This is a genomic window from Marinobacter nanhaiticus D15-8W (assembly GCF_036511935.1).
GTDB lineage: Bacteria > Pseudomonadota > Gammaproteobacteria > Pseudomonadales > Oleiphilaceae > Marinobacter_A > Marinobacter_A nanhaiticus.
In genome coordinates this window covers 4,290,156-4,307,830 of record NZ_AP028878.1, presented here as the reverse complement: position 1 = coordinate 4,307,830, position 17,675 = coordinate 4,290,156, and the positions used below count along the sequence as shown (strand labels likewise).

General features: G+C 61.4%; 15 protein-coding genes. 4 read left to right on the top strand and 11 right to left on the bottom strand.

Annotated features, from left to right (window positions below; translation table 11 throughout):
* Positions 1-48 precede the first annotated feature (48 nt).
* The 9 genes from xylB to RE428_RS19265 all read right to left on the bottom strand — a co-directional run bounded on the left by xylB (position 49) and on the right by RE428_RS19265 (position 9,920).
* Positions 49-1,545 (bottom strand): xylulokinase, encoded by a 1,497-nt coding sequence (xylB, locus tag RE428_RS19305; RefSeq protein WP_004580541.1) that lies wholly within the window; start codon positions 1,543-1,545, stop codon positions 49-51.
* A 68-nt stretch (positions 1,546-1,613) separates the two neighbouring features.
* Entirely contained in the window at positions 1,614-3,089 is a 1,476-nt protein-coding gene (locus tag RE428_RS19300) for a mannitol dehydrogenase family protein (protein WP_004580542.1), read from the bottom strand.
* A gap of 53 nt (positions 3,090-3,142) precedes the next feature.
* Positions 3,143-3,781, bottom strand: a complete 639-nt coding sequence (locus RE428_RS19295) for a nucleoside triphosphate hydrolase (RefSeq protein ID WP_004580543.1) — start codon at positions 3,779-3,781, stop codon at positions 3,143-3,145.
* Positions 3,778-4,473 carry an HAD family hydrolase gene (locus tag RE428_RS19290; RefSeq protein WP_004580544.1) on the bottom strand — a complete coding sequence of 232 codons (696 nt, stop codon included), beginning with the start codon at positions 4,471-4,473 and terminating at the stop codon, positions 3,778-3,780. The genes RE428_RS19295 and RE428_RS19290 overlap by 4 nt, the downstream gene beginning before the upstream one ends.
* Before the next feature lie 7 nt (positions 4,474-4,480).
* Positions 4,481-5,626 carry an ABC transporter ATP-binding protein gene (locus RE428_RS19285; protein ID WP_004580545.1) on the bottom strand — a complete coding sequence of 382 codons (1,146 nt, stop codon included), beginning with the start codon at positions 5,624-5,626 and terminating at the stop codon, positions 4,481-4,483.
* 40 nt (positions 5,627-5,666) lie between these two features.
* Positions 5,667-6,485: a carbohydrate ABC transporter permease gene (locus tag RE428_RS19280; protein ID WP_004580546.1), complete on the bottom strand. Its 819-nt coding sequence runs from the start codon at positions 6,483-6,485 to the stop codon at positions 5,667-5,669.
* A 12-nt stretch (positions 6,486-6,497) separates the two neighbouring features.
* On the bottom strand, positions 6,498-7,388 hold the full coding sequence (locus RE428_RS19275) for a carbohydrate ABC transporter permease (protein ID WP_004580547.1): 891 nt from the start codon (positions 7,386-7,388) through the stop codon (positions 6,498-6,500).
* Between the two features lie 97 nt (positions 7,389-7,485).
* Positions 7,486-8,808, bottom strand: coding sequence for an ABC transporter substrate-binding protein (locus RE428_RS19270; protein WP_004580548.1), 1,323 nt, complete (start codon positions 8,806-8,808; stop codon positions 7,486-7,488).
* A gap of 152 nt (positions 8,809-8,960) precedes the next feature.
* The gene (locus RE428_RS19265; RefSeq protein ID WP_004580549.1) at positions 8,961-9,920 is read right to left on the bottom strand and encodes a sugar-binding transcriptional regulator; all 960 of its coding nucleotides are present in this window, start codon (positions 9,918-9,920) and stop codon (positions 8,961-8,963) included.
* 275 nt (positions 9,921-10,195) lie between these two features.
* On the opposite strand from RE428_RS19265, the gene RE428_RS19260 reads away from it, so the two are divergent.
* Complete coding sequence (locus RE428_RS19260) at positions 10,196-11,782, top strand: ABC-F family ATPase (RefSeq protein ID WP_004580550.1); 1,587 nt, start codon at positions 10,196-10,198, stop codon at positions 11,780-11,782.
* Between the two features lie 43 nt (positions 11,783-11,825).
* Here the strand turns inward: RE428_RS19260 and RE428_RS19255 are convergent, their stop codons facing one another.
* The gene (locus RE428_RS19255; RefSeq protein ID WP_227500199.1) at positions 11,826-13,592 is read right to left on the bottom strand and encodes a class I adenylate-forming enzyme family protein; all 1,767 of its coding nucleotides are present in this window, start codon (positions 13,590-13,592) and stop codon (positions 11,826-11,828) included.
* Between the two features lie 174 nt (positions 13,593-13,766).
* On the opposite strand from RE428_RS19255, the gene sodC reads away from it, so the two are divergent.
* Genes sodC through RE428_RS19240 form a run of 3 tightly spaced genes read left to right on the top strand, consistent with a single transcriptional unit; the run spans position 13,767 to position 16,651 of the window.
* Entirely contained in the window at positions 13,767-14,303 is a 537-nt protein-coding gene (gene sodC / locus RE428_RS19250) for a superoxide dismutase family protein (RefSeq protein WP_004580552.1), read from the top strand.
* A 46-nt stretch (positions 14,304-14,349) separates the two neighbouring features.
* Positions 14,350-14,946, top strand: a complete 597-nt coding sequence (locus tag RE428_RS19245) for a superoxide dismutase family protein (RefSeq protein ID WP_004580553.1) — start codon at positions 14,350-14,352, stop codon at positions 14,944-14,946.
* A 52-nt stretch (positions 14,947-14,998) separates the two neighbouring features.
* On the top strand, positions 14,999-16,651 hold the full coding sequence (locus RE428_RS19240; RefSeq protein ID WP_004580554.1) for an FMN-binding glutamate synthase family protein: 1,653 nt from the start codon (positions 14,999-15,001) through the stop codon (positions 16,649-16,651).
* 1 nt (position 16,652) lies between these two features.
* Here the strand turns inward: RE428_RS19240 and gntR are convergent, their stop codons facing one another.
* The gene (gene gntR / locus RE428_RS19235; RefSeq protein ID WP_004580555.1) at positions 16,653-17,651 is read right to left on the bottom strand and encodes a gluconate operon transcriptional repressor GntR; all 999 of its coding nucleotides are present in this window, start codon (positions 17,649-17,651) and stop codon (positions 16,653-16,655) included.
* Positions 17,652-17,675 lie beyond the last annotated feature (24 nt).

Genomic DNA, 17,675 nt, shown 5'->3' with positions numbered 1-17,675 from the left:
TACTGTCCTGTCGTCGATGGATGGCGGCGTCGCTCCGGGCCACGAGGCTCAATGGGTGACGCCGTGACGTTTCTCAAGTGCCGTGCGGTAGCGGCGATAGACTTCCTGATAGGTATCGTGGATTTCCGGGTCGGGCTGGGTGCGTGTGTCCTGGTCCAGGCTGACCAGTCGCTCGCAGATGCTGGCCAGCGTCGTGCGGCCGCCCCGGGCATGCTCGTCGCACCAGGCCGCCTGGATGGCTGCTCCCAGGGCAGCGGCTTCGTTAATGTGCGGGCAGATCACCTCCACGCCCAGTACGTCCGCGACGATCTGTCGCCAAACCGGGCTTCGCGCCCCGCCGCCGATCAGGCGGATCTGGCTGGCATCCCTGGCCAGATCGCCCAGAAGCTCCAGCCCGTAACGTAAGCCAAACGTAGCGCTCTCGACCACAGCCCGGCACAGGTTGGCCTGGGTCGCGTTAAGGCTGGTGAGGCCCAAAAAGCTGGCCGTGGCGTGGGGCAGGTTGGGCACGCGCTCGCCGTTGAAGAAGGGGAGGATGGTGATGCCCTCCGCACCGGCTGGGGCGTCGGCAACTTTCCCGCTGAAAGCATCCAGTTCCAGGCCGAACAGGTTGCGAACCAGGGTGGTCGCGGACGTCACGTTCATGGTGCAGGCCAGGGGCAGCCAGCCATCGCTACTGGCGCAGAAGTTGGCTACGGTGGCATTGTCGCTCAGCACCGGTTCACTGGAGAACGCGTAAACGGTGCCGGACGTGCCCAGGCTGACAGTCACCAGGCCAGGCTGGATATTGCCCGTCCCGATAGCGCCCATCATATTGTCGCCGCCGCCACTGGAAACCAGGACGTCCTCTGAAAGCCCTAGCTGCTGCGCCATGGCGGATGTGATTTTTCCGGCGGGCTCGTGGGATTCGATCAGTCGCGGCAGAACCTTCCCGGGATCCAGTTCCGGCGCGATCGTGGCGAAGACATCCTGTCGCCATTGCCGGGTACGCGTGTCGAAGTAGCCTGTGCCCGACGCGTCGCCAGCCTCGGCGACTTTTTCACCGGTCAGACGAAAGTTCAGGTAGTCATGGGGCAACAGTATGCTGTCGATACGTCGGTAGGCCTCGGGATGTGTCGCTCTTAGCCAAGCCAGTTTGGACGCGGTATAGCCGGTCTGCAGCACCAGGCCGAGCTTGTCCAGGCACCCGGCCTCCCCGCCGAGACGATCCACCAGGGCGGCGTTTTCTACCGCGGTCTCGGTGTCGCACCAGAGCTTGGCGGGATGCACTGGCTTACCGTCTGCATCCAGGGCGACCAGGCCATGCTGCTGGCCGGAAATGCCGATGGCCCGGATGGTCCGGCTTTCGATGCCAGCGTTCGCCAGCGCTTCGGCAAAGGCGCCGAAGAAGGCGTCCATCCAATCTTCCGGGTCCTGCTCGCGGCGACCGTTTCCGCCCTCCACCAATTGATGGGGCCGACTGGCCTCGCCCAGGATGCGGGCATTGTCCAGGTCGACCACCACCACCTTGGTACTCTGGGTTCCGCAGTCTACACCGATGTACATGGGTTGCTCCTTGACCCTTTCTGATATGGGAGCTCCAAGGATAGACATCTCTCCACCCCGCGTCGTCCTCAGTCGTTGACCAGAGCGTCCACCGTCGCCCGGGCGCCGTCGGTATGCAGGCGGTTCAGGGCGTCCAGGTAGGCATTGCGGAAGCGCTCGTTGTCCACCAGGTCGCCGAACAGCTCGCGGTTCTCGATAAAGGCCGTCGGGTTATTCTGGTTCTCGGCTGCGATGGCCATCAGGCTGTCCTTGAGGGGGTCGACCACGGCGATGGCCTCGCCGGCTTCGTCCTTGCCTTCCACGTAGCGTGCCCAACTGGCGACCACGGCCGCTGCACGGTGCATCTCGCCGCCGGATTGCAGTTGATGCCGGATCACGGGTAGCAGCCACTTGGGTATCCGGTCGGAACTCTCGGCGCAGAGCCGGGCCAGGGTGTCCTTGATTTCCGGGTTGGCGAAACGCTCGATCAGCGTACGGCGATAATCCGCCAGGTCGACTCCGGGCACCTCCGCCAGGGTCGGCGTACCTTCGTTTTCCATATAGGCCAGCAGGAAATCGACGAATAGCGCATCCTGGCAAACTTCATGGGCGTAGCGGTAGCCGCTCAGGTAACCGAAATAACACAGGGCCTGATGACTGGCGTTGAGCAGGCGCAGTTTCATCAACTCGTAGGGTTCCACATCCTCGACAACCTGTACGCCGGCGGCTTCAAACGGTGGCCGGCCATCGACGAAGCGGTCTTCCAACACCCACTGTGTGAACGGCTCGCAGACCACCGGCCAGCGGTCGTCGATACCGAAGCGTTCGTTGAGATCCTTGATATCCGAGGAGGTGGTGACCGGGGTAATCCTGTCCACCATGGAGTTGGGGAAAGCGACGTTCTGGTCCACCCATTCGCCAAGTTCGGCGTCCCTCTGCCGCGCAAAGGCGACGAACATCTTGTGGGCCACTTCGCCGTTACCCTGGATGTTGTCGCAGGACATGATGGTAAAGGGCGGTATCCCGCGCTGACGACGCCGGTTCAATGCTTCGGTGATGAGGCCGAAGGCGGTGCGGGACTTCTCCGGGTGTTCTAGGTCGTAGCGTACGTCCGTATTGGCGAAGTTGAATTCGCCGGTTACCGGATGGAAGTTGTAGCCGCCCTCGGTCACCGTCAGCGATACGATCCGGATCGCCGGGTCGGCCATGCGCTCGATGACCGTATTGGGGGCGTCCGGTGCGAACAGGTAGCCGACCAGGCTGCCGATGACGCGTGCGTCGTACTGGCCGTCAGGGTGCTTGACCACCAGCGTGTAGAGATAGTCCTGGGCGGCGAGGGCCGCGTGCATGCGGCGGTCGTTGGGCATCACGCCGACGCCGACGATACCCCAGTCCAACGCCTTGCCCTGGCTCATCAGGTCGTCCAGGTACATGGCCTGGTGGGCACGGTGGAAGCCGCCCACGCCAAAATGGACGATGCCGGCGGTTACCTTACTGCGATCGTAACCCGGGGTGGCGACGCGGCTGTCCAGGCGGTCCAGGTTGGTGGTGCTCAGGTTAATCATGAGGATGCTCCTCGGGCAAAGGTCGAGTGAACGTGTATTCCGGGTAACAGGCCCTAGTGATCGGCAGTGGCGGTCCAGTAGCGATCCGGGGTTATCGAATTCGCCTTGATCAGCTGGGCGTTCAGCATGTCCTTTCGATGGGTGCGTTCCATGGCTCCATCCGGGTCCTGGCCCATATCCAGCCAGCGCTGGAACAGGCGTCGCTCCAATGTCCTGTCCGGCACATCGAGGAACACCTTGAAGTCGAACAGGGCGTGCAAGGCGGTCCAGGGTGCCTGATCGAGCAGCAGGTAGTTCCCTTCGACGATCACGATCCGGTGTTCGGGCAGGATGAGTCGGCCGCCGGCCCGGGCGAGATCCAGGGGACGATCGAAAACCGGTACTGCGACGGGACGATCACCCTGACGGATACGTTCCAGGTCCTGGATCAAGCCGTCGGCATCGAAGGTTTCCGGTGCGCCCTTGATAAACAGGTGACCGCGAGGTTCGAGTACGGCATTGTCGTAGTGGTAGCCGTCCATGGGCACTACGGCGGCAATGCCGGGCTTATCGAGGTTGAGCGACTGGCATAGCCGTTCGGACAGCGTCGACTTGCCGGCTGCCGGCGGACCGGCTAGCGCTACCATGAAGCGAGCCCGGTTGTTGGCTGCTTCAAGGATGTGCCGTGTCAGCTCGTAGAGTTCCGGTGTCATGACCCCGCGTGCCTCGTCCTGCGTGTCCGCTCCCGGCGCCAACGCTCCACCAGCGATTGCAGGCCATGCATGCCGGACAGGATTTCCCAGGCGCCGGCTTCCCGCAGTTGCTGGTCGTGGCCGCCCTCGATGTGACTGGCGCCGATAAAGCCGATCACCGTCATTCCGGCACCCTTGGCGGCGGTGACGCCGGAAACGCTGTCCTCCACCACCAGGCAATCCTCCGGCCGGCGCCCCATTTCCTTCGCCGCCAGCAGGTAGACCGCCGGGTCGGGCTTGGGCAGGCTGGCTTGCTCGGCGGTGAATAATGGGTATTTGCCGAGCCAGGCATCCAGCCCAGTGGTTCTCAGGGAGTTGAGTACCCGGCTGCGTCGGGAATTGGATACGATGGCCAGCGGCATGTTCAGCTTCGCCACCGCTTCGGCCACGCCTTCAATGGGCTTTAGCTCCTTGGCCAGCCTGGCGTCGATGGCATCGTCGACCAACGGCAGGGCGTCTTCCGGTAGCGAATGGGCGCTGAGCTGCTCCAGGTGGATCAGGATGTTCTCGGTGGTCATGCCCAGGGCGTGGCGCAGCACGGTGTCGGACTGCAGGTCCGGAAGCCAGTCCCGTAGCTGCGCGATCAGTGTTGCCTCGGCGATCACTTCGCTGTCCACCAGCACGCCGTCACAGTCGAAGATCAGGGTTTCCATCTGAACCTCACTTGTCGGTGGAGTCAGCCGGCGCCCGGTTGGACCGGCGGTCCACATCGGACAGCGGGTGCCGCTGGAGGCTGGGTAGCGCCAGGCCGCCGCCGTCGAACAGGTGGGCTCGGAAGGGTTCGAAACCGAAACGGACGGTCTCGCCGACCTTATGGCCGATATCGCCGTCAGTCACGATCGTGACCAGGTACTGATCCATCTGCACATAGAGCGAGGTGGCGCCGCCGAGGCGTTCGATCACCTGGATCTTGCCCGCCATGGGGCCCTGGTCGTCCAGGTTCAGGTGTTCCGGGCGAATACCCAGTTCCAGCGAAGCGCCGGTGTTCAGGCCGTTGCCGTCCACGGGTACGCGGCAGCTTTCACCACCGGGCAGGATGACGCTGACACCTTCGTCGCTGGTGTCCTGGTAGCCAACGTCGAGGAAATTCATGGTGGGCGACCCGATAAAGCCCGCGACGAACCGGTTGCGCGGATGGTGATACAGCTCCATGGGCGAGCCCACCTGTTCCACCACGCCTTTCTGCAGCACGACGATCTTGTCCGCCATGGTCATGGCTTCGATCTGGTCGTGGGTGACGTAGATCATCGTGGCGTCCAGCTCTTCATGCAGGCGCGCCAGCTCGATGCGCATCTGCACCCTCAGGGCAGCGTCGAGGTTGGAGAGCGGCTCGTCGAACAGGAAGATGCTGGGGTTGCGCACGATGGCGCGGCCGATGGCCACCCGCTGGCGCTGCCCGCCGGAAAGGGCCTTGGGCTTGCGGTCCAGCAGCTCCTCCAATTGCAGGATGCGGGCAGCCGCGAGCACCTTCTCCTTGCGTTCGGACTTGGACACGCCCGCCAGTCGAAGGCTGAAGCCCATGTTGTCCTCGACCGTCATGTGCGGGTACAGCGCGTAGCTCTGGAACACCATGGCCAGGCCGCGTTCGGCGGGACCGATCTCGTTCATGCGCTTGCCGTCGATCAGGATATCCCCGTCGGTCGCGTTCTCAAGCCCGGCGATCATCCGCAGCAGGGTCGACTTGCCGCAGCCTGAGGGGCCGACGAAGACCACGAATTCCTTGTCCTGGACATCCAGGTCCACACCCTTGATCACATGGGTATCGCCGAATTCCTTGATGATGTTTTTCAGTTGAAGCGTTGCCATGTTCAAACCTGTCTTGTTTTAAGCCTTGGGTTGGCGGCGGCTACTTGACGGCACCGAAGGTGAGGCCGCGTACCATCTGTTTCTGTGTCAGCCAGCCGAACACCAGGATGGGCGCTATGGCCATGGTGGAAGCGGCTGAAAGCTTGGCCCAGAACAGTCCCTCCGGGCTGGAGAAGGACGCGATATAGGTCGTCAACGGTGCCGCCGAGGATGTGGTCAGGTTGAGGCTCCAGAAAGCCTCGTTCCAGCTCAGGATCACCGACAGCAGGCCGGTGGACGCGATACCCGGCAGCGTCAGTGGCAGCAAGAGGTGGAATACCTCCTGGAAAGTGCTGGCACCGTCCATGCGCCCGGCTTCGAGGATGTCCTTGGGCAGATCCTTGAAGAAGGTGTAGAGCATCCACACCACGATCGGCAGGTTCATCAGCGTATAGACGATCACCAGCCCCAGGGTGGTATCCAGCAGCCCGGTATCCCGGAACAGCAGGTAGATGGGCACCAGTACGCCTACCGGCGGCAGCATCTTCGTGGACAGCATCCATAACAGCGTGCCCTTGGTGCGCTTGGTAGGCAGGAACGACATGGAATAGGCCGACGGAATGGCGATCAGCAGCGCCAGGAGCGTCGAGCCGAAGGACACGATGACGCTGTTCCAGGCGAACTTGAAGTAATCCGCGCGCTGCTGCACCTCGACGTAATTCTCCACAGTGGGCGAGAAAATCAGCGTCGGGTCCGATACGGCTTCGACCTCCGTCTTGAAGCCGGTGATCACCATCCAGAAGATGGGAAAGAAAATCACGAAGGCGACGAACCAGGCGAGCAGGCCGATACAGAAGCGTTTGATGGTGGCGTTATTCATGCGGTCTGCACCTCACTCTTCCAGGTTCTTCGCCACCATCCGCACCAGGAAGATGGCCACGATGTTGGCGAGAATAATGGCGACAACGCCCCCGGCGGAGGCCATGCCCACGTCGAAGTCCAGCAGCGCCTGGATATAGATCAGGTAGGCGAGATTGGTGGTTGCCAGTCCCGGACCACCCGAGGTGGTGACGAAAATCTCGGCGAAGATGGTGAGGAGGAAAATCATCTCGATCATGACCACCACACTGATGGCACGTTTCAGGTGTGGCAGGGTGATAAAGAAGAAGATCGAGAGCGGGCCAGCGCCGTCCATCCGTGCAGCTTCCACCTGGTCTTCGTCCAGCGACTGCATGGCGGTCAGCAGGATCAGGAGGGCGAACGGGAGCCACTCCCAGGAGACGATCATGATGATCGACGTTAGCGGCAGGGACGAGAACCAGTCCACCGGCTGCATGCCGAAAAGCTGCGCCAGCCAGGCCAGAACGCCGTTGGCCGGGTGCATCATCATGTTCTTCCAGACCAGCGCGCTCACTGTGGGCATAACGAAGAACGGCGAGATGACCAGTACCCGGGCGATACCGCGTCCAAAGAATTCCTGCTGGAAGAGGACCGCCAGCAGCGTACCGCCGACCACCGTGATCACCAGTATCCAGCCGACCATCAGCAGCGTCGTACCCATCGCGGACCAGAGCGCGGGGTCGGTAAACAGGTATTCGTAGTTTTCCAGACCGGCGAATCCGGTCATGCCCGGCATGAGCAGGTTATAGCGCTGGAGCGAGAACCAGACAGTCATGCCCAGTGGCACTACCATCCATAACAGCAGCAGCGTGACGGCGGGGGCCTGCAGCATCAGCGGCCGCAATCCGCCGACGGTGCGACCGGCGGCTCGAGGTTTAGTCATGGTCGTTTCCGGCATCGAGGGTTGGGGCCGACGTCACGCCGGCCTTGTCTCAGGAGCGAGCGGCGGGAGGAAGCTCAGCGCCTCCCGCCGGGACCGGCTACTTGATGTAGCCTGCCCTTTCCATGGTGCGCTGGGTAGCGCGTTGGGAGTTGCTCAGGGCCTGGTCCACAGACATCTCGCCGGTAAGCGCGGCGGCGATCATCTGGCCAACCTGGGTGCCGATGGACTGGAACTCCGGAATACCTACGATCTGGACCCCGGTGTAGGGCGACGGCTTGAGGGTGGAGTCGGTCGGATCCGCATCCCGGATGGCGTCAAGCACGAAGTCGGCGAAAGGTGCGGCTTCCTGGTACTTCTCGTTGGTGTAGGTGGACTCGCGGGTGCCTGGCGGTACGCTGGTCCAGCCTACTTTCTCGCCGACCATCTCGACGTAGTCCTGTGATGTGGCCCAGGTAATGAATTCCTTGGCAGCGTCTTTCGAGTTGGATGAAGCCGGGATGGCCAGGGCCCAGGACCAAAGCCAATGGGACCCTTTCGGGGTTTCGGCGACCGGAGCCGGTGCGAAGCCCAGTTTGTCGGCCACATTGGACTCGCTCGGGTTATAGAGCTTGCCGGCAGCAGACGTGGCATCTACCCACATGCCGCATTTGCCCTGGGAGAACAGGGCCAGGTTCTCGTTGAAACCGTTCGAACTGGCTCCGGGAGGGCCGTAGTTGTTGAGCAGGTCAACATAGAAATTGATGGCCTCGTTCCACGATTCGGAGTCGATCTCCGGCTCCCAGTCCATGTTGAACCAGCGCCCGCCATAGGTATTCACGAGGGTTGTGACGAAGGCCATGTTCTCGCCCCAGCCAGGCTTGCCGCGCAGGCAGATGCCAGCGATGCCCTTGTCCGGGTCGTTGATCTTCCCGGCCCATTCGCGCACCTCTTTCCAGGTTGGCTGGTCGGTCATCTCGATGCCGGCCTGCTCGAACAGGTCGGTGCGGTAGTACATCATCGAGCTTTCGCCATAGAACGGCAGGGCATAGGGTTTGCCGTCATGACTCAGCCCATCCATCACCGGCTTGAGCAGATCTTTCTGGTTGTAACTCTCGGGCAGGTTTTCCAGTGGTGCCAGCCATTCCCGTTCTGCCCAGATAGGGGCTTCGTAGGTGCCGATGGTCATGACGTCGAACTGGCCGCCGTTGGTGGCGATATCCGTTGTCAGGCGCTGGCGCAGGACGTTTTCCTCCAGCACGACCCATTCCAGGTCGATATCCGGATGCGCTTCCTCGAAGGCGCTCGAGAGGCGTTGCATGATGACCATGTCGTTGTTGTTCACGGTCGCCACGGTCAGGGTTTCGGCTTGTACGGCAGAGGCACCGAGAACGGTACCGAAGGCCGCGACGCCGGCGAGGGGCAATGCGTAAGCGAGCTTCATGGCTTGCTCCTTTTGTGGGAGGTATTGGTGTTGTTGTCCGAAGCCGTGTTCGTTGTTTTGAACAATTGAATCTACGATCGAACAAATGATCAGTCAAGGGCGAAAAAAATACAAGTGGCCGAAGCCACCCTGTAATGTCCGCCGTGGCCGCATCATATCAGGCCACCGGTTTCCACCACGTAGCGTGCCGCCGTTTCGTCGGTAATCAGTCCCTTGAGCCAGCCCCCCCGTAGCGCTGCGAGGATCGCCGGGCCTTTTTCCCGTCCGCCGGCCATGGCCACCAGTAACTGGTTGTCGAAACTCTCCAGTGGCAGGCTGGTGATGCGCCGGGTGATGGAGCAGTCGATCACCTCGCCTGCCTGGTTCATCGGCCAACCCAGCAGTTCGCCGACCGCGCTGTTGGTCAGCAGTTCGTCCAGCTCCGCTTCGTTGATGAAATGGTCCTGGAACAGGGTCGCCTGGCGGTCTATGCGACCAACGCCGATAAACGCCGCCTCTGAGTCCTTGGCGACTTCGGCAATGGCGCGGAACAGCCGTTGGCTCAGCAGGGCATTGCGTTCCTCGACGGAACCGGCGACCACCGGTGCCGGCAGCAGGAAACGTTCGCTGGCGGTCTTGTCGGCCAGGGCGGTGACGCCGTCGTAGCGGTTTGAAGAACCGTCCCGGGCCACGTTGCCCACCAGGGATACGAACCGGTGTTGGGGGCGGTCCATACGGCTGACGGCTTCCACCGTCGCACGTACCGTCCGGCCGGAACCCAGGGAAAGGGTTAGCGGTTCGGGCCGTTCCAGGTAGCGCGTGATACGGTCGCTGCCGGCCACGGCGATGTAGTGGGCACCGCTGTTCTCGGCCTCCGGCTCGGCAGGCACGACATCGCAGAATTCCAGCCCGAAATGGTCCCGGATGGCCTGGGACAGGATCATGCAGTTGGAAATAGGATGGTCGATGTGCACCTTCACCAACCCTTCCTGGCGGGCGAGGGCGAGCAGGCGTTGCACGCCGGGCCGGGAGACACCGAGCTGGGCGGCGATCTCGTCCTGGGTCCGGCCGCCCACGTAGGATAGCCATGCGGCGCGGGCAGCCTGGTCGAGTTTGAGTTCGAATTTATCCATGGAGGCTCTCGTGAAAATAAAAACACATGGCGACAATGACGCTTGCGAGCTAGCGCTTGATAGCCAGGGAGCCACTGATCATCGCAAGGGGATCGTCATTTCACAATAACGCCCTGCGCCGTCGATGGCGGGCGCCAATTACCATAATGGCGCTGCCTGGTGGAAATCCACAACGGCTGGCGGTCCGTCAAATCCCCCTTTTTCGGTGCAAACCTGTACAATGCTCGCCTTTTGCGCCGGCGTCCCGCCGCGCCTTTTTGCGATAGGTTCGTGTCTTGATCTCCACCGCCAATATCACCATGCAGTTCGGGGCCAAGCCCCTGTTCGAGAATGTTTCCGTCAAGTTCGGCAATGGCAACCGCTACGGTTTGATCGGCGCCAATGGCTGCGGCAAATCCACCTTTATGAAGATCCTGGGTGGCGACCTCGAGCCCTCGGTCGGGCAGGTCATGCTAGAGCCCAATACCCGCCTGGGCAAGCTGCGCCAGGACCAGTTCGCCTACGAGAACTGCTCGGTAATGGATACCGTGATCATGGGGCACGAAGAACTGTGGCACGTGAAGGCGGAGCGGGATCGCATCTATTCCCTGGCTGAAATGAGCGAGGAAGACGGCATGGCCGTGGCGGACCTGGAAGTCCAGTTTGCTGAAATGGACGGCTACACTGCTGAGTCCCGTGCTGGCGAGCTGTTGCTGGGCCTGGATATTCCCATCGAGCAGCATAACGGACCGATGAGCGCGCTGGCACCGGGCTGGAAACTGCGCGTACTGCTCGCCCAGGCCTTGTTCTCCGATCCGGATGTACTGTTGCTGGACGAGCCCACCAATCACCTGGATATCAACACCATCCGCTGGCTGGAAAGCGTACTGGTCGCACGTAACAGCACCATGATCATTATCTCGCATGACCGCCACTTCCTGAACAGCGTCTGCACGCATATGGCGGACCTGGACTACGGCGAGCTGCGTCTGTTCCCCGGTAACTACGACGAGTACATGACCGCCGCCACCCAGGCGCGCGAGCGGATGCTGGCGGACAACGCCAAGAAGAAGGCGCAGATTGCCGAGTTGCAGCAGTTCGTCAGCCGCTTCTCCGCCAACGCCTCCAAGGCCAAGCAGGCCACCTCGCGGGCACGTCAGATCGACAAGATCCAGTTGGAGGAGGTGAAGCCGTCCAGCCGGGTGAGCCCGTTTATCCGTTTCGAACAGGAGAAGAAGCTACACCGCCAGGCGGTCACGCTGAAGGACCTGTCGAAAGGCTTTGATGGCACACCGCTGTTTTCAGGTCTGGATCTGCAGATTGAAGCCGGCGAGCGCGTGGCCATTATCGGTCCCAACGGTATCGGTAAGACCACGCTGCTCCAGTGCCTGGCGGGCAACCTGACGCCGGAGAAGGGCGAGGTGAAATGGACCGACAGTGCCCAGGTCGGCTATTTCGCCCAGGACCACACGGCCGACTTCGCCGAAGATATCAATCTCACCGAGTGGATGGCCCAGTGGACCACCGGCGGCGACCAGTTGGTGCGCGGTACGCTTGGACGCATGCTGTTTTCGGGCGACGATATCGGCAAGTCGGTAAAGGTGATTTCCGGGGGTGAACAGGGGCGTATGCTGTTCGGCAAGCTGATCCTGCAGCGGCCCAACGTGCTGCTGATGGACGAACCGACAAACCACCTCGACATGGAATCCATCGAAGCCCTGAACCTGGCGCTTGAAAACTATCCCGGCACGCTGATCTTCGTCAGCCATGACCGGGAGTTCGTCTCGTCGCTGGCTACGCGGATCGTCGAGTTGAGTGCCGACGGCGTGACCGACTTCAGCGGTACCTACGACGATTACCTGCGCAGCCAGGGTATTTACTGATCCTTTTGCCATGCGGTCCTGCCATGGGGCCGCACGGGCATCCTCATTCCAGCGAGACCTGCTCCGCCACTTCCTCACGCAGTGACTTCTTCAGGATCTTGCCCACGCCGTTGCGAGGCAATGCCTCCAGGAAAACCACCGAGCGCGGTGTCTTGTAATTTGCGAGCCGCTCCTGGCAGAAATCCAGGATGCCCGCCTCATCGACCACAGCGTCTGGTTTGCGGACAATGACCGCAACCACTTCTTCCCCCATGCGATCGGATGGCACGCCGATAACCGCAACTTCTGCGACGTCAGGGTGTTGGAGAATCAGATCTTCGAGGTCCCGCGGGTAGATATTGAAACCGCCTCGCAGAATCAGGTCCTTCTTGCGGTCGACGATATACAGGTAGCCTTCCTCGTCGAGTTTGGCCATGTCGCCGGTGTGTAGCCAGCCATCTTTCAGCGCGGCAAGGGTAGCCTCTTCGTTGCGGTAGTAGCCGGGTGTAATGTTCTCGCCCCGCACCAGCAGTTCGCCGATATCGCCCGTGGCTAGCGGGTCGCCATCGGGGCCGGCGATCCGGATCTCGACACCGGGCAGGGGGCGGCCCACCGAACCGGGCTTGATGGTTTCGCCGCGGCGATGGGCGGACACCGCCGGGGCCGCCTCCGACAGACCATAGCCCTCGTAGATATCCGCGTTGAAGCGCTTGCGGAAGGCCTCGATCAGGGTGACCGGACAGGGTGCGGAACCGGAACCGACCGACTCCAATGACGATAGGTCGTAGTCCGCCGTCGCCGGATCCGTGATCAGGGCGTAGAGCATGGCGGGTACCGCGCTGAACCGTTTGATCCGATGCTCCTGGATCGCCAGGCAGACCGCTCGCACTTCGAACTTGGGTAGCACAACCACCGAACTGCCGCGCATGAACAACGTGTTGGCCATGGTAAAGCCGTAGATATGTGCCAGGGGCAGCACGCCAAGCGTCGTGCCGGGCTCCTCGTCTTCGCCCTCTTCCTCCTCCGCCAGAGTTACGGCTGCTGCCGCATTGCTGTAGAGATTACGATGGGTGAGCATCACGCCCTTGGGCTGGCCGGTGGTGCCCGAAGTGTAGAGAATGACCGCGAGGTCGTCGGGCTTGGGCGTTATGCCTGGTTTGTCCGGCGTTGCGGCCACCATGGCGCTTTGCAGGTCTTCGACGGGAACCTTGTCGAACGCGGCGGGGTGATCCTCCAAACCCGAAACCAGGAGCAGCGGCGGCTGGTCCATCTCCTGAGCCGCCTCGACAACATTGCCCAGCAGCAACTGGCTGGTGATCACCGCGCTTGCCTCGGATGCCCGGGCGATAAAGCCTATTTCCCGCGGGTGCAGTACGAACATCACTGGCAGCACGATGGCCCCGGCGCGCATGATCGCCTGGTAGGCGATAAATACCTCGGGACAGTTGGGCATGCACACCATCACCCGGTCGCCCGCTCCGATGCCGCGTTGCTTGAGGGCTGCGGCCAGCCGGTTGGCGGCGTCCAGCAGGTCGCGGTTGCTCAACGCCTTGTCGCGATAAAACAGGAAAGGGTACTCGCCGAATTGCTCGACGTTATTCTCCAGTAGATCGGTCAGGATCATGGTCTGTCTCCTTGCCGTGCTGCGGCTGTTTTTTTGTTGTTGATGAGACGTTACATCATATTGTTTCAGTTGCACATCGGTTCTGCTGCCTGGCAGGGTCGACAGACCGCCGGCCCCGGTGCGGTTCCAGGCTGAGCGCCAGAACGGTAACAACGCGGTCAGATGACCAAATCGTAACGCAATGCGAAAGCCGTGTGGCTGTCCCATCTGGTACCAAACCCGATGATCGGCGGCTCTGATAGATTTGAAAGAGCGGAAGCCGCTGTGCTAAATCAGAATCAAGGGACTACATTCATCAGTTCACTTCCGGGTGACGGAGTGGGGAGGACTCTCATGCCGCTGCCACGTTTCTCGCAAAGATCTGCGGTTCGAACTTCGTTGATGTCTGCATTACCGTTCGTCGGTTTCCTGGCTTGGGGGCCCGCACAGGCGCTGAACCTCGAAGCCCAGAGTATGGACATCGAAATGCACAAGGTCAGCGCCGATGGCGTTGGCGAGTCGATCGGAACGATTACCGTCCGCGATCATGAAGAGGGCGTTCTTTTCGAACCCGATCTGGAAGGTCTGGATACGGGGCTGCATGGTTTTCACCTGCACCAGAACCCCGACTGCAAACCTGCCGAAAAGGATGGCGAAATGACCGCTGCCGCCAGTGCCGGTGGTCACCTGAATCCCTCAAATGGCGAGCATCATGGCCCATTCGAAGAGGGTCATCTGGGGGATTTGCCAACGCTTTACTTCGATGACTCCGGCAAAGCCACCCTGCCGGTACTGGCGCCGCGCCTGGAATACTCGGACCTCGACGGTCGAGCACTGGTGATCCACGCCGGTGGGGACAACTACGCCAGCGAACCTGAGCCGCTGGGTGGCGGTGGCGCCCGGGTCGCTTGTGGTGTGATCGACAACGGGGACGATTAACGGCCTAGCGTCAGGACTGACCTAATTTTTTAACAGGGAGGACATCATGGCCGATGCCAAACACACCGCGTTAACGCTAATGCTGGCCGTCTCGTCGGCGGCTTCAGCGGAACAGACGCCCTCGAACGAGACGGCCGAGATTACCGGCAACGAAAAACGCATAGAAATTCGGGAAGCGACCCTGAGCGAAGACGAAGAAACAATGGGCACCATCCGGGTCATCGGAATGGCTGACGGTATATTGTTCAAACCCAGTATCAAGGGTTTGGAGCCCGGCATGCATGGCTTTCATGTGCATGAGAATGCGAGTTGCGACGAGGATCGCAGCGTCGAGGACTATGATGCCCAGCCTGAGCCCGTGGCCGCTGGCGACGCCGGTTCGCATCTGGACCCCGGGTTTAAGGAAAACCATGGTGGACCCTACGGCGACGGGCATTTGGGAGATTTGCCCAATCTCTTCGTCAACGAAAAGGGGGTTGCCGAACACCCGGTATTCGCGCCGCGTTTGCGCATGCGCGATCTGGAAAACCGGTCACTGGTGATCCACGCCAACCCGGACAACTATAGTGACGAGCCGGAGCCCAATGGCGGCAGTGGCCCGCGGGTAGCCTGTGGTGTCATTTTGAGCACGACCGGCAGTTAAGACCTATCGGCAGGTCGGATAGACACTTAGACAGGGGATTGATGAAAAGACTGTGTTAGGTAGAGCCAAGGAATACCTTGCCCGTTTCGGCCTGTTCGCTGTGGTCGTCGCCTTGACCGCAACGGGCGTGGCAGCTGCGTTCGCAGGCTCTGCCTGGGCATGGTCCCTGGTTATCCTGGCGCCGTTGGCCCTGCTCGGCACCTGGAACCTGTTCCAGGCCAAACATACCTTGATGCGCAACTACCCCATCCTGGCCCACGGGCGCTGGATCTCCGAGGAGTTGCGCCCCTTCTTGCGCCAGTACATCGTCGAGGGCAACCTCACCGGGCGTCCATTCAATCGTCACCAGCGCTCAATCGTCTATGAGCGAGCCAAGAATACGGTGGATTCCCAGCCATTTGGGTCTGACCTCGATTTCTATGGTGATGAATACGAGCTGACCACCCATTCCATGGCTGCCAAGACTCTGGACGGCACGAAATTCCGGACCAGAATTGGCAATGGCCAGTGCAAGCAGCCCTACGACGCGTCGCTGCTGAACGTATCGGCCATGAGCTTCGGGTCACTCAGCGGGAAAGCCATTCGTGCTTTGAATAAGGGTGCGGAGATGGGCGGGTTTTATCACGACACCGGCGAGGGTGGGCTCAGCGAGCATCATCGTGCCTATAACGGCGACCTGGTCTGGGAATTGGGCACCGGCTACTTCGGCTGCCGCGACAGGAACGGGCGCTTCGACCCCGGTCTTTTCCGGGAAACTGCCCAGAGCGACCAGGTCAAGATGGTTGAAATCAAGCTCAGCCAGGGGGCCAAGCCCGGCCATGGCGGCGTTTTGCCCGGCGCGAAGGTCACACCCGAAATCGCCAGGGCACGGCAGATAGAGGTGGGCAAGGAGTGCGTCTCGCCGGGCTCACACCCGGAATTCGATACGCCGGTCGGGTTGATGGAGTTCGTCGCTCGCTTGCGGGACCTGTCGGATGGCAAGCCGGTCGGCCTCAAGCTCTGTGTTGGACACCCGTGGGAATTGTTAGCCGTGTGCAAAGCCAGTCTGGAGACCGGGATCCGCCCGGATTTCATCGTGGTCGACGGTGCGGAAGGTGGCACCGGCGCCGCGCCGGAAGAATTCTCGGATAATGTGGGTCTGCCATTACGGGACGGTCTGATCATGGTGCGCAATGCCCTGGTGGGCACCGGCTTGCGGGAAGATATCTCGATCGGTGCCAGTGGCAAGGTGTTCAGTGCCTTCTCCATGGCCAACAACCTGGCGCTGGGCGCGGACTGGTGCAATGCCGCGCGTGCCTTCATGTTTTCCCTGGGCTGTGTGATGACGAAGCGTTGTCATACGGATACCTGTCCGACTGGCGTTGCCACACAGAATCCCAGTCGCCAGCGCGGCCTGGTGATCGATGACAAGGCCGAGCGGGTCTACCACTTCCAGCACAATACCCTCAAGCGTTTGGGGGAACTGGTGGGGGCTGCAGGGCTTGATCATCCCAATGAATTGCGGCCCCACCATCTCTATCATCGGCAGGGCCCCAATGCGCTGACTACCATGGATCGCATTCACCACTTTCTCGAACCCAATGCCCTGATCGACGAACCCGAGTCCACACCCTATGCGGAATGGTGGGCCGCCGCCTCGCCGGATACGTTCAAGGCCTTGCGCGAGACCGGGCCGAGCCATCACCGGGTGATTGCCCGGGGTTAGGTCAGAGCGTACCTCCAGCCTCGATCTGGTACCCCAGGTCGATCACTTTGTCTGTGACAGGCCTGCCGTCTAGACGGGCCAAGAGCTCCTCTGCGGCTCGCTTGCCGAGGGCTTCGCGGGGAGTAATCACGCTGGCCAGCCGGGGTGTCATGGCCTGGCCCACATCGTGGCCGTGGAAACCGACGATGGCCATATCCTGCGGTACCGCCAGGCCCCGCCGCTGGCACTCGAAGTAGGCCCCGATCGCGACATCGTCGTTGGTACAGAAGATGCCATCGGTGTGCGGATTCTGTTCGAGGATCTGGGTCATTAACGTGGCGCCGACCGAAAATGACGAACGCTGCTCGCTGCGAAGGGTGACCGGTTTAAGTCCGTTTTCTTCCATGGCCCGGGTATAGCCTTCCTGGCGCTGCAGGGTCCGGGCATCCAGTCGCACGGCGAGATAGACCACGTGCTTGCGACCGCGGCGAATCATCTCGCTCACCATGTCGTAGGCGGCCTTGACGTTGTTGAAGCCGACCGCCTGCTGGAAGGGCGGTAGATGGGTGTCCATCAGTTCTACGGTCGGAATGCCCGCCGTTTCAAGCATGCGCAGGGTGCGCGGCGTGTGCTGGCTATCCGAAAGGATTACGCCATCCACGTTGTAGGAGAGCAGGGAAGCGAGGCTGCGTTCCTCCACTTCGGGGCTGTAGCCATAGTGGGTGAGCATCAGGTGATAGCCGGCGGGTTCGGTTACCGTTTCGACGCCCTTGATGACATCCGCAAAGACCTGGTTGGTCAGTGAGGGCAGCAGGATGCCGATGGCGCGGCTGGTGGCCTTGGACAGGATATCCGGTGCCCGGTTGGGGATGTAGCCCAGTTCTTCTGCCACCGCGAAAATGCGTTTGCGCATCTTCTCCGATACGTTGTCGCCACCGCGCAGGCAGCGGCTAACAGTCATCTTGGTGGCACCGACCTGGTCGGCGATGTCCTGTAGTGTGGGTCTGCGTTTTTTTGGCATTGTTGTAATTAGATTCCTTACGTT

Coding starts and splice junctions, on each gene's coding strand:
- RE428_RS19245 (WP_004580553.1), top strand. CDS start 14,350: ATGGCCGATGCCAAACACACCGCGTTAACGCTAATGCTGGCCGTCTCG.
- RE428_RS19255 (WP_227500199.1), bottom strand. CDS start 13,592: ATGGGACAGCCACACGGCTTTCGCATTGCGTTACGATTTGGTCATCTG.
- RE428_RS19265 (WP_004580549.1), bottom strand. CDS start 9,920: ATGGATAAATTCGAACTCAAACTCGACCAGGCTGCCCGCGCCGCATGG.
- RE428_RS19300 (WP_004580542.1), bottom strand. CDS start 3,089: ATGATTAACCTGAGCACCACCAACCTGGACCGCCTGGACAGCCGCGTC.
- xylB (WP_004580541.1), bottom strand. CDS start 1,545: ATGTACATCGGTGTAGACTGCGGAACCCAGAGTACCAAGGTGGTGGTG.
- RE428_RS19295 (WP_004580543.1), bottom strand. CDS start 3,781: ATGACACCGGAACTCTACGAGCTGACACGGCACATCCTTGAAGCAGCC.
- RE428_RS19270 (WP_004580548.1), bottom strand. CDS start 8,808: ATGAAGCTCGCTTACGCATTGCCCCTCGCCGGCGTCGCGGCCTTCGGT.
- RE428_RS19280 (WP_004580546.1), bottom strand. CDS start 6,485: ATGAATAACGCCACCATCAAACGCTTCTGTATCGGCCTGCTCGCCTGG.
- RE428_RS19290 (WP_004580544.1), bottom strand. CDS start 4,473: ATGGAAACCCTGATCTTCGACTGTGACGGCGTGCTGGTGGACAGCGAA.
- RE428_RS19285 (WP_004580545.1), bottom strand. CDS start 5,626: ATGGCAACGCTTCAACTGAAAAACATCATCAAGGAATTCGGCGATACC.
- RE428_RS19275 (WP_004580547.1), bottom strand. CDS start 7,388: ATGACTAAACCTCGAGCCGCCGGTCGCACCGTCGGCGGATTGCGGCCG.
- sodC (WP_004580552.1), top strand. CDS start 13,767: ATGTCTGCATTACCGTTCGTCGGTTTCCTGGCTTGGGGGCCCGCACAG.
- gntR (WP_004580555.1), bottom strand. CDS start 17,651: ATGCCAAAAAAACGCAGACCCACACTACAGGACATCGCCGACCAGGTC.